The organism is Streptomyces sp. NPDC041108 (assembly GCF_055592645.1).
Window position 1 is genome coordinate 158816 of record NZ_JBVIYK010000011.1, and the last position, 13202, is coordinate 172017.

Sequence of the window (13202 nt, forward strand, 5' to 3'; positions counted from 1 at the left end):
CCCGGGGCCGCCCTCGGCGATCACACCCCCGGTGCCGCCGTTCGCCGCGGTCCGTGCTGCCTCACCGGAGCGACCGGGCGCATATCGGGGTGAATCGGTAGAATTTCTTGCATGGCAGAGCGGTCCCTCGCACCGACCGCGCCCGAACTCGTGCTGGAAACCGAGTCGGGCTCCACGGTGATGACCCCGAGCCACGCGTACCACGTGGGGCGCGACCCGCTCAGCGACGTCGTCCTCGACGACGACCGGGTCTCGTGGCACCACGCGGTGCTGCGCGCCGAGGCCGGTCACTGGACGATCGAGGACGAGCACAGCACCAACGGCACGTACGCCGACGGCCACCGTGTCCACGAGTGGGACGTCGGGCCCGGCACCGTCATCCACTTCGGGAGCCTCCCCGACGGCCCCCGCGCGGTACTCAGCGGCCTCGCCCCCGAGCGGCCCTCCGGCGTCCTCGGCCCCGCCTCCACCGGCACGTTCCGCCGGCCCACCAGTGTCCGCCCGTTGCCCGAGCGGACCGTCCGGATCGGCCGTGCCACCGACAACGACCTGGTCATCGACGACCTCATCGTCTCCCGCCGGCACGCGGAACTACGGGCGCGGCCGGAGGGCACCTACGAGATCGTCGACCTCGGCAGCCACAACGGCACCTTCCTCAACGGCACACCCGTGGACCGGGCCCCCGTCACCGCCGGTGACATCGTCGGCATCGGGCACTCCGCGTTCTGCCTGGTCGGCGACCAGTTGCAGGAGTACGTCGACACCGGCGAGGTCTCCCTCGATGTCCAGGAACTCACCGTCGCCGTCGACCGCGGCCGCAGGACGCTGCTGGACGAGGTCTCGTTTCCGGTCGGCGAGAAATGCCTCCTCGCCGTCGTCGGCCCCAGCGGCGCCGGCAAGTCCACCCTCCTGAACGCCCTGACCGGGCAGCGCCCCGCCGACAGCGGCACGGTCCTCTACGACGGACGCGACCTCTACCGCGACTACGCCGAACTGCGCCAGCGCATCGGCCTGGTCCCGCAGGACGACATCCTGCACGCGCAACTGACCGTCCGCAGAGCGCTTTCCTACACCGCCGAACTCCGCTTCCCCCAGGACACCGCGAAGGCCGAGCGACAGGCCCGGGTCGACGAGGTGATCCGCGAACTTGGCCTCGAACAGCGGGCCGGCCAGCCCATCCACAGCCTCTCCGGCGGCCAGCGCAAACGGGTGAGCGTCGCCCTGGAACTGCTGACCAAGCCCTCCCTGCTGTTCCTGGACGAACCGACCTCCGGACTGGACCCGGGCATGGACCGCTCGGTGATGCACATGCTGCGCGGCCTCGCCGACGACGGCCGCACGGTCATCGTCGTCACCCACAGCGTCCTCAGCCTCGACGTCTGCGACCGGCTCCTCGTCCTCGCCCCCGGCGGCAAGGTCGCCTACTACGGGCCGCCGGACGACACCCTCGCGTTCTTCGGGTTCGCCCAGTGGCCGGAGGCATTCGAGGCTTTCGAACGGGATCAGGAGCGGGACTGGGCGGGCGAGTACCGCGACTCGCCCTTCCGGCACCAGTACGTCACCGCCTCCATGGGGCGGCCGTATCTGCCCGAGGACTCTCAGCCGGTCGCCGTGGCGCCGCCGCCCAAACCGCAGAGCTGGGGCGCCCAACTGGGCACGCTGGTGCGCCGGTACGCGGCCGCGCTCGGCGCCGACCGGACCTTCCTCGCCATCATGATCGCGCTGCCGTTCGTGATGGGCGCGATGGCGAGGGCGCTCGCGGGGAGCACGCTGGACCGGGAGACCGCCATGAACGCGCTGCTCATCCTGTGTGTGGGCGGGGTGCTGACGGGTGCGGCCAACGCCGTGCGCGAACTGGTCAAGGAACGGGTGATCTACCGGCGCGAACGGGCCGTCGGCCTGTCCAGATCCGCCTACCTGATGTCCAAGGTCGTCGTCCTCGGCACGGTCACCGTCCTGCAGGCGGTCGTCCTCACCCTGGTCGCCCTGCTCGGCGTCGACCTCGCCGCCCCGGACGGGGAAGGGGTGCTCATGCCGCCCCTGGTCGAGATCACGTGCGCCGTGGCGTTCCTCGCCTTCACCGCGATGATGCTCGGCCTGGTGGTCTCCGCGCTGGTGCGCAAGGAGGAGGTCACCATGCCGCTGCTGGTGCTCCTCGCGATCGTCCAGGTCGTGTTCTGCGGCGCCCTGCTGGACGTCAGGGGCACGATCGTCCTCGAACAGCTGGCGTGGCTGGTGCCGTCGCGATGGGCGTTCGCCGCGATGGCCGGCACGATCGACCTCGAAGAGATCGTCCCCGACACCTCGGACCCGCTGTTCGCGCACTCGGCGGGCGTGTGGCTGCTCGACATGGGGATGCTCGTCGTCCTGTCGCTGCTCTGCGGCTGGCTCGTCGCCCGGCTGCTGCGGCGCCGTGAGCCCGCGGTGATGCGGAAGTAGCCGCGATGACGACCCCCGGTTTCCTCCCCACCCATGTCGTCCCGCCGGGCGGACTGCCCGCCTGGGAGCTTCCCGACCCGTCCCGGCCCACCGTGGCCCTCGACGCGCTGCTGCCCGTCCAGCTCCTGGAACGGCGCGGCGACTGGGGGCACGCCCTGTGCGCCAACGGCTGGTCCGCGTGGGTCGACGCCCGTCTCCTCGTCGCCGTACCCCGGGACCCGCCCGCGGCCGGCGCGGACGCGGCCCGCACCGCCGACCCGCGTCCGCTGCTTGCCCGGGCCGAGGAGGCCCTGTCGCGCTACCGCACCGAGGCGGAGGCACTGGCCGCGGGCCACCGCGACGGGGAGTCCTTCCACGACCGTACGAAGGGGCTGCGGATCGGGGTGGTCGTCGACGGCGAGTCGCTGTGGCTGTTCGACGCCGCGCACGAGCGGTGGGTGTACTGCGACGGGACCCGGCTGAGCGCCTTCGCCGTCGGGGACGCCCCGCGCGCGACCCCGGCCACCCCTCCTCACCCGCCCGCCGCCCCGGCCCCCGAGGCGACGCGCGTCGTGGCGGAACCCGGCCCCGAACCGGCGCGGGACCGTGCGACCGGCCCGCCGGCCGGTCACCGGCCGGCGGACCACGGCCCGCGCGACCACGAACCCACCCGCCTGGTCCCGCCGGTGACCCGCGATGAGTGAGACGCAGCCGTACGCGGGGCGCCCCTCCGAGCTGGTCGGACGGCAGATCGCGGGCTACCGCATCGAACGCGAGATCGGCCGGGGCGGGATGGCCGTCGTCTACCAGGCACTGGATCTGCGCCTGGAACGGACGGTCGCGCTCAAGCTGCTCGCCCCGGAGCTCGCCCGCAACGACACCTTCCGGCGGCGCTTCACCCACGAGTCACGGGTGGCCGCCGCGATCGACCACCCGCACATCGTGCCGGTCTTCGAGGCGGGCGAGACGGACGGCGTCCTCTACATCGCCATGCGGTACGTCGCGGGCAGCGATCTGCGGCATCTGCTCGACCGGGAGGGCCCGCTGCCGGTCCGGGCAGCCACCCGGATCGCCGCCCAGGTCGCCTCCGCGCTCGACGCGGCGCACGACCACGGCCTGGTGCACCGGGACGTCAAGCCCGGCAACATCCTGGTCGCGCAGGGCACCGACAGCGACCACCCCGAGCACGTCTACCTCACCGACTTCGGCCTGACGAAGAAGTCCCTGTCCCTGACCGGCTTCACCAGCGTGGGCCAGTTCGTGGGCACCCTCGACTACGTGGCTCCGGAGCAGATCTCCGGCAAGCCCGTCGACGGCCGCTGCGACGTCTACAGCCTCGCCTGCGTCGTCCACGAGACGCTCGCCGGCCGGCCGCCCTTCCAACGGGACGACGACATGGCCCTGTTGTGGGCCCACCAGTACGACCAGCCGCCCCCGCTGACCGCCGGGCGCCCCGATCTGCCGCCGGCCGTCGACGAGGTGCTGGCGACGGCGCTGGCCAAGTCCCCGGACGACCGGTACGACTCCTGTCTGGCCTTCGTGGCCGCGCTCAGGGCCGCCGACGCAGCGGGCGGCCTCCCACCGGAGCTGCGCGCACCGGCGCCGGCCCTCGCGCCGAAGGCGTCCGGACCGCCCGAGGCGCCGCCGGACCCGCCGCCGTGGGCCGCGCCCGTCTTCATCCGGCCCGGCCGTCACCCCGGCTGACGTCGAGCCGATCGACGCGGGAGACGTTCTCCCGGTCGTCGGCGTCCTGGCCGTCCTCGGCGGCGAACCAGGCGTCGAGGATCTCCTTGAGCAGCGGCCCGGAGGTCAGCCGCAGCCCGAGCGCCAGGACGTTGGCGTGGTTCCAGCGGCGGGCACCGTCGGCCGTGTACGCGTCCCCGCACAGGGCGGCCCGTACCCCGGGCACCTTGTTCGCGGCGATGGACGCGCCGGTGCCCGTCCAGCAGCACACGACGGCCTGGTCCGCCCTGCCGGCGGCGACATCGCGCGCCGCCGCCTCCGAGCAGACCGCCCACCGGGGGTCGTCGCCCTCGCGCAGCGCGCCGTGGGTCAGCACCTCGTGGCCCCGGCCGCGCAGCTCCGCGAGGAGGAGGCGGGCGACGGGCTCGTCCATGTCCGAGGAGACGGAGATCCGCATGTCCCCGAGGCTACCCGGCGCGCCGGCCACCGGCTCCGGTTCGGCCCTCGCGTACGGCGCCGTGCGCGCGCTGATCACGACCGCGACACTCTGTCCGAGACGACCTGCGCCGACAGCTTCGACACCCTGATGCGTGCCGTCGGCACCTCCACGGCCGCCGGGCCGGGATCCGGATGTACCGGAGGCCCCGACCGACGCGTAACCGATAGGTTACGCTTTCCGAGTGGACGACCTCAGCGAGGTGGCCGAAGCCATCGCCGATCCGGTGCGCCGGGAGATCCTGCTCATGCTGCGTCACGGTTCGCTGACGGCAGGTGAGATCGCGGGGAGGTTCCCCATCAGCCGGCCCGCCGTGAGCCGCCATCTGCGCGTACTGCGTGAGGCCGGCCTGGTCGGGGACGAGCAGGCCGGACGCCACCGTCGGTACTCGCTCGTGCCCGCCCGGCTGACCCACCTCACCACCTGGCTCGCCCTGTTCGACACCCGCCGGCCCGGCTGGTCGCAGCGGCTCGCCGCGCTGGAGACCGAGGTCCACCGGACCCGCAGGGACCGGGAACGGGCCGAGCCCGACCGGACATCGCGCAGCGCGCCCCACCCCAGGAAGGACACCGCATGACGCCCGAACCCACCGGACAGCTCCTGTCCACGCCGTCCGGACACGACCTCGTCCTCACCCGTACCTACGCCGCACCCGCGCCCGACGTCTGGGCGAGCGTGACCGAGCCGGAACGTACCGCCCGCTGGTTCGGCCCCTGGCGCGGCGAGGCCGCACCGGGCCGCACCATCGAGGTGCGGATGACGTTCGAGGAGTCGGCCCCGTGGTGCCCGATGCGGATCGAAGCCTGTGAGCCGCCTCGCCGACTCGCCGTCTCGACGGAGGACGAGGCGGGTTCCTGGTCGCTGGAGTTGCTGCTGACCGAGACCGAGGGCACGACCGAACTCAGGCTGGTCCACCATCTCGTCTCCCCGGACGCGCTCGGCTCGACCGGCCCCGGCTGGGAGTACTACCTGGACATGCTCGCCGCCGCACGCCGGGGCGGGCCCCGGCCCGACTTCGAGGACTACTACCCGGCACAGAAGGCGTACTACGAGTCCCTGGCCTGAGACGTCAACGGCGCCGCAGTCCCCCGCGGCCGCACGGTGATCGACCACGGCCCGTCGGAACGGACGTGGATGAGACAGGGGCCGGTGAGGGGGGCTTCGCCCTGCCAGGGGCCCACGTGGTCGGCCAGTTGGCCGAGGAAGGCGGCGCCGTCCGGTTCGAAGGTGTCGACGAGGAAGTAGCCGCCGTCGTCGGACCGCGGATCGCCCTCGTACCGGAGGGCCGCGATCCCGGGACCCCCGGTGTGGCGCAGTACGTCCGAGGCGGGACGCCGGGTGTGGCCCTCGCAGGCGAGCGCACTCGACACCGGACTCACGTCGACCGTCCAGGGCCCGGTCGCCTGGATGCGCAGCGCCCGCACCGGCCGGTCGTCGGCGTTCACCAGGGCACGGCACGAGAAGGGGCCTCCGGTGTAGACGAGTTGGCTCTGGGAGTGCAGCCGCCCGTCCAGGGCGTCCACGGCGAAGTGCCCGGTCCCCGTGTGGGTGATGTCGAGGATGACCGGGTCCGTGCCGGTGGTCAGCCGGGTGACCTGGTCGCCGTTGCCGCCGATCCGCTGGAGGGCAGGTGCGCCCGTGGTGAGCGGCGGGGGTGGTGCCGGCCGCGGTGGGGCGTCGCTCTCGCCGGGCGCGGACGGCGGTGCCACGACGGCTCGTTGCCTGGCACGCTCGCGCTGAAACCACTTCATCGAGTGCCCCCCTGACGACGTCTGGGCACAGTATTGGGCGTCGGGCCCCCGCCGTACACAACGAGGACCCGGGTTCGCCGACGACCCTTGTGACGCGGTCGGTTGCGCGGTTCGCGACCACGCTCCGTCAGAACTCGTCCTGGCCCTCGACGAACGTCCGCACCACCTCGATCTCCCCGACGCGTGACACCTCCACCCGGCGCGGATCGTCGCCCAGCACCACGAGGTCGGCCCGCTTGCCGGGGGTGAGCGTGCCGGCGTCGGTGTCCCAGTGGCAGGCCCGCGCCGCCTCGGCGGTGTACGCGCGCAGGGCCTCCTCGACCGTGATCGCCTCGTCGGCGCCGATGAGGCGGCCGGACTCCGAGGTCCGCTCCACCATGAACTGGATCGCGCGCAGCGGGGCGCCGTTCGCCACCGGGCGGTCCGAACTGCCGGCGACCCGGACGCCGTGGTCGAGGAAGCCCCGCCCCCGGTACAGCCAGCCGGCCCGGTCCTCGCCCATGATCGTGGCGTAGTCGTCGCCGTAGTGGCGCAGGAAGCTCGGCTGGACGACGACGGTGACGCCGAGCGCGGCCAGGCGGGGGAGCTGGTCGGGGCGGACCAGACCGGCGTGCTCGACGCGGTGGCGTGCCTCCGGCCGGGGGCTCAGCTTCCGAGCCTTCTCCAGGGCGTCCAGGGCAACGTCGAGCGCCCGGTCGCCGATCGCGTGCACGGCGAGCTGCCAGCCGGCGAGGTGGCCGTCGACGATCATGCTCTCCAGCACCTCGGGTTCGTGCATGAGCTGCCCCGAGCCGCCGGTGCCCCGATAGGGGCTGGTGAGCGCCGCCGTACGCGCCATCATGCCGCCGTCGGTGAAGATCTTGAGCGCGCCGAGCGAGAGCGCACCGTCCCCGAAGCCCGTGCGCAGACCGAGGTCGATCGCCCGGGCGGTGGTGTCCTCGGCGGCCGCGCCGACCGGGCGCAGCGCGTCGGCGGCCACCATCAGCCGTACCCGCACCGGCAGACGGCCCGACTCGTGGGCGAGTTGGTAGGCGGCGCCCTCGACGGGACTGTGGCCGAAGAGCCGGGCCCCGACGCCCGCCTCGGCGCACCCGGTGATGCCCTCGGAGCGGCAGACGCGTGCCGCGTGCTCGATGGCGGAGGCCAGTTCGGTGAGCGAGTGCGGCGGCCGGGACGCGAGCGCGGCGCCCATGGCCCCCTCGGCGAGGAAACCGTCCGGCCGGGCGACCTCGGCGGGCAGGCCCTGCAGTACCGCCGAGTTGACCAGGCAGGCGTGTCCGGACAGGTGCCCCAGGCACACCCTGCGTCCGGCGCTGACGGCGTCGAGCTCCGCCGCCGTGAGCGGGCGGTCCAGGGTGCGCTGGTCGTAGCCGCCGAAGTCCACCCAGCCGTCGGCGGGCCCCGAGGCGACCGCGTCCGCGACCACGCGGAGCACGTCGTCGGCGCTCCGGCTCGGGGCCACGCTGGGCGCCTTCGCCTTCAGGCCCGTCCATGCCAGGTGCACATGGGCGTCGACGAAGCCGGGCAGCAGCGTGGCGCCGTCCAGGTCGACCGTCCGCCGCGCGGGGAGCCCCGACACGTCCTCGTCCAGGCCGACGATCCGCCCCTGCCAGATGCCCAGTTCCCGGGCGGCCGGCCGGTCCGGGTCCATCGTGATGATGCGGGCGTTGGTGATCCTGGTGCTGAGCACGGGCAGGTCCTTCCGGTCGGGGCGATCGCCCGATGGCTCTCGTATCGGCGAACTGGCTTGATTCTGCGGCCAGTTGAAGGGGCGGTGGGCCAGTGTCCCGGCGTCCGGGGCGGCTCGGTCAGGTCTCGAAGACGTCTCGGGGCTGGTCACGGGAAGGCAAATGTAGTTAGCCTTACCTAAGTTTCTTGCATTTTTCTCTGTAGGTGAACCGGTCCGGAGGGACACGTGAGGAAGGCGGACCCGCCGGGACGGAAGGTCCTGTGGCGCGCGGTCGGCGGACAGCGTCGGGATGTCGTGGTGGGCGCGGTCCTCGGGATGGGGCACCAGACGGGCGAGGCGCTGGTGCCGGTGCTCATCGGACTGGCCATCGACCGCGGGGTCGTGGACGGAAACGTCCCCGGACTCCTGCTGTGGCTCGCCGTCCTGGCCGCCGTGTACGTCGGACTCTCCTTCAGCTTCCGCTTCAGCGCGAGGGCCGGCGAGCGCGCCGCCGTCACCGCCGCCCACCGTCTCAGGACCGAACTCGTCGGCCGCGTCCTCGCTCCCGAGGGCGGCGCCGAGGAGGGAAGACTGCCGGGCGAACTGACGAACATCGCCACCGAGGACGCCAAACGGGTCGGTGCCGTCGCCATGGCCCTCATCGTCGCCTTCGCGGCCACCGCGGGTCTCGTCGTCGGCGCCATCGCGCTGCTGCGGGTCTCCGTCGCCCTGGGCCTGCTCGTCCTCCTCGGCACCCCGCTGCTGCTGTGGCTGGGACACCTGCTGAGCAAGCCCCTGGAACGCCGCAGCGAGACCGAGCAGGAACGCGCCGCCCAGGCCTCCGGTGTCGCCGCCGACCTGGTGGCCGGACTGCGCGTCCTCAAGGGCATCGGCGCCGAGCGGGCCGCCGTCGCCCGCTACCGCCGCGTCAGCCAGGACTCCCTCGCCTCCACCCTGCGCGCGGCCCGCGCCGAAGCCTGGCAGCACGGCGTCGTCACCATCCTCACCGGCGCCTTCATCGCCCTGGTCGCCCTCGTCGGCGGACGCCTCGCCGCCCGCGGCGACATCGGCCTCGGCGAACTCGTCTCCTCCGTCGGGCTCGCGCTGTTCCTCGTCGGCCCGCTCGGCGAGTTCGCCTGGATCAACGCCGAACTGGCCCAGGGCCGCGCCTCCGCCACCCGGATCGCGGAGGTGCTGGACGCCCCCGGCGACGTCTCCGGGACACCCTCCGCCGACACCCGCACCCCGGACGCCGTCGAGGGGCGGCTGACCCTGCGGTCCGTCAGCTGCGGCACCCTGCGCGGCCTCGACCTCGACATCACCCCCGGCGAGACGGTCGGCATCGCCGTCACCGACCCCGCCGACGCCTCCGCCCTGCTCCGCCTCCTCGGCCGCCGCGCCGACCCGGACGAGGGCGCCGTGGAACTCGACGGCACGGCCCTGACCGCGCTGGGCCTGACCGACGTACGCGCGGCGATCCTCGTCGCCGAGCACGAGGCGGACCTGTTCGAGGGCACCGTCCTGGACAACGTCACGGCGGCGGTCACCGCCACCGCACCGCCCCTGCCGGCGGGAGTCACGGCCGCGATGGCCGCCTCCGGCACCGACGAGGTCGCCCGGGCGCTGCCCCACGGCGTCGACACGGCCGTCACCGCACGCGGCCGCTCGCTCTCCGGCGGACAGCGCCAGCGCGTCGCCCTGGCCCGCGCCCTGGCCGCCGACGCGCCGGTCCTCGTCGTGCACGAGCCCGCGACCGCCGTCGACGCCGTCACCGAGACCCGGATCGCCGCCGGGATCAGGGACGTCCGCGGCGGACGCACCACGCTCCTGGTGACCAACAGCCCGGCCCTGCTCGCCGTCACCGACCGCGCGGTCCTCCTCCACGACGGCCGGATCACCGCGGCCGGCGACCACGAGCGCCTCGTCCACGAGTGCGCCGACTACCGTACGGCGGTACTCACATGACCGAGCCGGCCGACGCCGTCGAGGCCGCCCCCCGCGGCGACGACCGCACCGGACCCGACCTGCTGCCCGTCGCCACACCCGCCCGCACCCGTGCCGCGGTCGCCGAACTGCTGCGCCCGCAGCGGCGGCTGGCGCTGTCCGCCCTCACCGTGATGGTCGCCTCCACCGCCGTCGGCCTGCTCGTGCAGCCGCTGCTGGGCCGGATCGTCGACCTGGCCGCCGACCGCGGGTCCGCCGACGCCATCACGGTCACGGCCGTCCTGCTGGTGGCCGTCGCCGTGGCTCAGGGCGTCACCGCCGGGTTCGGGCTCTCGCAGATCGCCCGGCTGGGCGAGACGACCCTGGCCCGGCTGCGCGAACGCTTCGTCGCACGCGCCCTCACGCTCCCGCTGGAACGCGTCGAGAAGGCCGGCGCCGGCGACCTGACCGCCCGCGTCACCGCCGACGTCTCCCTCATCGCCGACGCCGTCCGCAACGCGCTGCCCGCGCTGGGCAGTTCCGTGCTCACCATCGTCCTCACCCTCGGGGCCATGGCCCTGCTCGACTGGCGCTTCCTGCTGGCCGCGCTGCTCGCCGTCCCCGTACAGGCCGCCACCGCACGCTGGTACGTCACCCGCGCCATCCCGCTCTACGCCGAGCAGCGGGTGGCCGCCGGCGCCCAGCAGCAGCAGATGCTCGACACCATCGGCGGCGGCTCCACCGTGCGGGCGTTCCGGCTGGGCCGGGAGCACACCGAGCGGGTCACCGAACGCTCCTGGTCCGTGGTGGCGCTGACGATGCGGGGCGTACGGCTCGTCCTCGGCTTCTACAGCCGCCTGCACATCGCCGAGTACATCGGGCTCGCCGCCGTCCTGGTCACCGGCTACCGGCTGGTCCGCGACGGCTCGGCCAGCATCGGTACGGCGACCGCCGCCGCCCTGTACTTCCACGGCCTGTTCGGCCCCGTCAACGCCGCTCTCGCCCTCCTCGACGACGCCCAGTCGGCCACCGCCGGGCTCGCCCGGCTCGTCGGCGTCACCGACGAGCCCGTGCCCCCGGCACCGGCGCACACCGTGCGGACCGGCGGCGCCGACGTCACCGTCCGCGGTCTCGGCCACGCCTACCGGCCCGGCCATCCCGTCCTGCACGACATCGACCTGACGATCCGGCACGGCGAACACGTGGCCCTCGTCGGCGCCAGCGGAGCCGGCAAGACCACCCTGGCCAAGCTCGTCGCGGGCATCCAGCCCCCCACCACCGGCAGCGTCCTGGTGGGCGGCGTCCCGCCCACCGAACTCGGTCCCGCCGCCTCCCGCACGATCGCCCTGATCACCCAGGAGACCCATGTCTTCGCGGGCCCCCTCGCCGACGACCTGCGGCTCGCCAAGCCCGACGCGGGCGACGACGAACTGCGCGCCGCCCTCGACCGCGTCGACGCCCTCGCCTGGGCCGAAGCCCTGCCCGACGGCCTCGCCACCGTCGTCGGCGACGGCGGCCACCGGCTCAGCGGCGAGCGGACCCAGGCGCTCGCGCTGGCCCGGCTGATCCTCGCCGACCCGCCGCTGGTGATTCTCGACGAGGCCACCGCCGAGGCCGGCAGCGCCGGAGCGCGGACCCTGGAGAAGGCGGTCGCCCGCGCCGTGGACGGGCGGACCGCGCTGATCGTCGCCCACCGCCTCAGCCAGGCGGCCACCGCCGACCGCGTCGTCGTCATGGAGGACGGCCGCGTGGTCGAGAGCGGCACCCACGACGAACTCCACGCCGCGCGGGGCCCCTACGCCGCCCTCTGGTCGGCCTGGTCCGACGCCCGCGACACCGGCACCCGTCCGGCCCCCGAGACCCCCACACCTACCGCTCCGCAGAACCCCGAACCGAAGGACCTGTGATGTTCCGCTCCCGCAGAGCGCCACGGCTCGCCGTCGTGCTCGCCTCCGCCACCCTGCTCCTCGCCACCGCGTGCGGTGGCGGCTCCTCGTCGGACGACGCCGACGCGTCGGGCTCCGACGCCAAGGCGAGCACCTCCGGCGGGTCCGCCTTCCCGGTCTCCATCGACCACAAGTACGGCAGCACGACCATCGAGGCCGAGCCCGAGCGGATCGTCACCGTCGGCCTCACCGACCAGGACGCGGTCCTCGCCCTCGGCAAGGTCCCCGTCGGCACCACCGAGTGGCTCGGCGGTTACCAGGGTGCCATCGGCCCCTGGGCCGAGGACCAGCTCGGCTCCGCGAAGACGCCGACCGTCCTCAAGGACACGGGCACGGGGCCGCAGATCGAGAAGATCGCGGCCCTCAGGCCCGACCTGATCCTCGCGGTGTACGGCGGACTCACCGAGGAGCAGTACGAGTCGCTGTCCAAGTTCGCGCCCGTGGTCGCCCAGCCCAAGGCGTACAACGACTACGGCGTCCCGTGGCAGGAGCAGACCGAGACGATCGGCAAGGCGCTCGGCAAGGAGAAGGAGGCCGCCGACGCGGTCGCCGGCACCGAGTCGAAGATCAAGGCCGCCGCCGACAAGTACCCGGCGTTCAAGGGCTCCACGGCCGTCATGGCCACCCCGTACGAGGGCATGTTCGTCTTCGGCAGCCAGGACGCCCGCTCCCGCCTGCTGACGGGCCTCGGGTTCACCCTGCCGACGGACCTGGACAAGGCGATCGGCGACCGGTTCGGGGCGAACATCAGCAAGGAGCGCACCGACCTGCTGGACCAGGACGCCATCGTGTGGATCGCCGGCGACCCGGCCAAGGACGCCGCGAAGCTGCACAAGGACCCCTCGTACAAGGATCTTGGGGTCGTCGAGGAGGGCCGCGAGGTCTTCGTGAACGAGAGCAGCGACTACGGCAACGCCACGTCCTTCGTCTCCGTCCTCAGCCTGCCGTACGTGGTCGAGCGGCTGGCCCCGCAGCTGGCGGCGGCCGTCGACGGCAAGACGGACACGAAGGTGGAGCAGCCCGCGTCCTGACGCGGCGGACGGCGATACGGGAAGGGGGCCGGTCGATGACCGGCCCCCTTCCCGTACGCCCGCGCCCCGGCCGTCAGCCGTCCATCGACTCGGCCAGGCTCCGCGGCCGCATGTCGGTCCAGTGGGTCTCGACGTGGTCCAGGCAGGACTGCCGAGAGCCGGGTCCGTGCACCACCCGCCAGCCGGCGGGCACCTCCACGAAGTCCGGCCACAGGCTGTGCTGGTTCTCGTCGTTGACCAGCACCAGATAGGTGCCCTCGGGGTCCTCGAACGGGTTGCTCATGC

General features: G+C 73.6%; 12 protein-coding genes. 8 read left to right on the top strand and 4 right to left on the bottom strand.

The features are described from left to right. Positions 1-111 precede the first annotated feature (111 nt). The 3 genes from ACZ6BB_RS28535 to ACZ6BB_RS28545 are packed head-to-tail and all read left to right on the top strand — an operon-like array spanning position 112 to position 4122. Positions 112-2439 carry an FHA domain-containing protein gene (locus ACZ6BB_RS28535; RefSeq protein ID WP_471618006.1) on the top strand — a complete coding sequence of 776 codons (2328 nt, stop codon included), beginning with the start codon at positions 112-114 and terminating at the stop codon, positions 2437-2439. A 5-nt stretch (positions 2440-2444) separates the two neighbouring features. Further along, a complete protein-coding gene (locus tag ACZ6BB_RS28540) occupies positions 2445-3122 on the top strand; it encodes a hypothetical protein (RefSeq protein WP_471618007.1) in 678 nt (225 codons plus the stop codon). Next, a complete protein-coding gene (locus tag ACZ6BB_RS28545; protein ID WP_471618008.1) occupies positions 3115-4122 on the top strand; it encodes a serine/threonine-protein kinase in 1008 nt (335 codons plus the stop codon). The genes ACZ6BB_RS28540 and ACZ6BB_RS28545 overlap by 8 nt, the downstream gene beginning before the upstream one ends. Here ACZ6BB_RS28545 and ACZ6BB_RS28550 read toward each other — a convergent pair. Continuing rightward, positions 4094-4558, bottom strand: a complete 465-nt coding sequence (locus ACZ6BB_RS28550; RefSeq protein WP_471618009.1) for an RpiB/LacA/LacB family sugar-phosphate isomerase — start codon at positions 4556-4558, stop codon at positions 4094-4096. The genes ACZ6BB_RS28545 and ACZ6BB_RS28550 overlap by 29 nt on opposite strands. Positions 4559-4781: 223 nt before the next feature. Between ACZ6BB_RS28550 and ACZ6BB_RS28555 the strand changes: the two genes are divergently transcribed. Next, positions 4782-5174 (top strand): metalloregulator ArsR/SmtB family transcription factor, encoded by a 393-nt coding sequence (locus tag ACZ6BB_RS28555; RefSeq protein WP_471618010.1) that lies wholly within the window; start codon positions 4782-4784, stop codon positions 5172-5174. Then, entirely contained in the window at positions 5171-5662 is a 492-nt protein-coding gene (locus ACZ6BB_RS28560) for an SRPBCC family protein (protein WP_471618011.1), read from the top strand. The genes ACZ6BB_RS28555 and ACZ6BB_RS28560 overlap by 4 nt, the downstream gene beginning before the upstream one ends. Here ACZ6BB_RS28560 and ACZ6BB_RS28565 read toward each other — a convergent pair. Both ACZ6BB_RS28565 and ACZ6BB_RS28570 read right to left on the bottom strand, forming a co-directional pair. Then, a complete protein-coding gene (locus ACZ6BB_RS28565) occupies positions 5644-6348 on the bottom strand; it encodes a hypothetical protein (RefSeq protein WP_471618012.1) in 705 nt (234 codons plus the stop codon). The two genes, ACZ6BB_RS28560 and ACZ6BB_RS28565, sit on opposite strands and share 19 nt — an antisense overlap. A gap of 127 nt (positions 6349-6475) precedes the next feature. Continuing rightward, a complete protein-coding gene (locus ACZ6BB_RS28570) occupies positions 6476-8038 on the bottom strand; it encodes an amidohydrolase (protein ID WP_471618013.1) in 1563 nt (520 codons plus the stop codon). 225 nt (positions 8039-8263) lie between these two features. Here ACZ6BB_RS28570 and ACZ6BB_RS28575 point away from each other — a divergent pair, with 225 nt between their 5' ends. From ACZ6BB_RS28575 to ACZ6BB_RS28585, 3 genes are read left to right on the top strand one after another with little or no spacing between them, the layout of a single operon-like run. Next, positions 8264-9982 carry an ABC transporter ATP-binding protein gene (locus tag ACZ6BB_RS28575; protein ID WP_471618014.1) on the top strand — a complete coding sequence of 573 codons (1719 nt, stop codon included), beginning with the start codon at positions 8264-8266 and terminating at the stop codon, positions 9980-9982. Next, on the top strand, positions 9979-11847 hold the full coding sequence (locus tag ACZ6BB_RS28580; RefSeq protein WP_471618015.1) for an ABC transporter ATP-binding protein: 1869 nt from the start codon (positions 9979-9981) through the stop codon (positions 11845-11847). The genes ACZ6BB_RS28575 and ACZ6BB_RS28580 overlap by 4 nt, the downstream gene beginning before the upstream one ends. Continuing rightward, positions 11847-12917, top strand: a complete 1071-nt coding sequence (locus tag ACZ6BB_RS28585) for an iron-siderophore ABC transporter substrate-binding protein (protein ID WP_471618016.1) — start codon at positions 11847-11849, stop codon at positions 12915-12917. Before ACZ6BB_RS28580 ends, ACZ6BB_RS28585 begins: the two co-directional genes overlap by 1 nt. A gap of 73 nt (positions 12918-12990) precedes the next feature. Here ACZ6BB_RS28585 and ACZ6BB_RS28590 read toward each other — a convergent pair whose 3' ends face one another. Then, entirely contained in the window at positions 12991-13200 is a 210-nt protein-coding gene (locus ACZ6BB_RS28590) for an MbtH family protein (protein ID WP_013005929.1), read from the bottom strand. Positions 13201-13202: the final 2 nt, after the last annotated feature.

Coding starts and splice junctions, on each gene's coding strand:
- ACZ6BB_RS28535 (WP_471618006.1), top strand. CDS start 112: ATGGCAGAGCGGTCCCTCGCACCGACCGCGCCCGAACTCGTGCTGGAA.
- ACZ6BB_RS28540 (WP_471618007.1), top strand. CDS start 2,445: ATGACGACCCCCGGTTTCCTCCCCACCCATGTCGTCCCGCCGGGCGGA.
- ACZ6BB_RS28545 (WP_471618008.1), top strand. CDS start 3,115: ATGAGTGAGACGCAGCCGTACGCGGGGCGCCCCTCCGAGCTGGTCGGA.
- ACZ6BB_RS28550 (WP_471618009.1), bottom strand. CDS start 4,558: ATGCGGATCTCCGTCTCCTCGGACATGGACGAGCCCGTCGCCCGCCTC.
- ACZ6BB_RS28560 (WP_471618011.1), top strand. CDS start 5,171: ATGACGCCCGAACCCACCGGACAGCTCCTGTCCACGCCGTCCGGACAC.
- ACZ6BB_RS28565 (WP_471618012.1), bottom strand. CDS start 6,348: ATGAAGTGGTTTCAGCGCGAGCGTGCCAGGCAACGAGCCGTCGTGGCA.
- ACZ6BB_RS28580 (WP_471618015.1), top strand. CDS start 9,979: ATGACCGAGCCGGCCGACGCCGTCGAGGCCGCCCCCCGCGGCGACGAC.
- ACZ6BB_RS28585 (WP_471618016.1), top strand. CDS start 11,847: ATGTTCCGCTCCCGCAGAGCGCCACGGCTCGCCGTCGTGCTCGCCTCC.
- ACZ6BB_RS28590 (WP_013005929.1), bottom strand. CDS start 13,200: ATGAGCAACCCGTTCGAGGACCCCGAGGGCACCTATCTGGTGCTGGTC.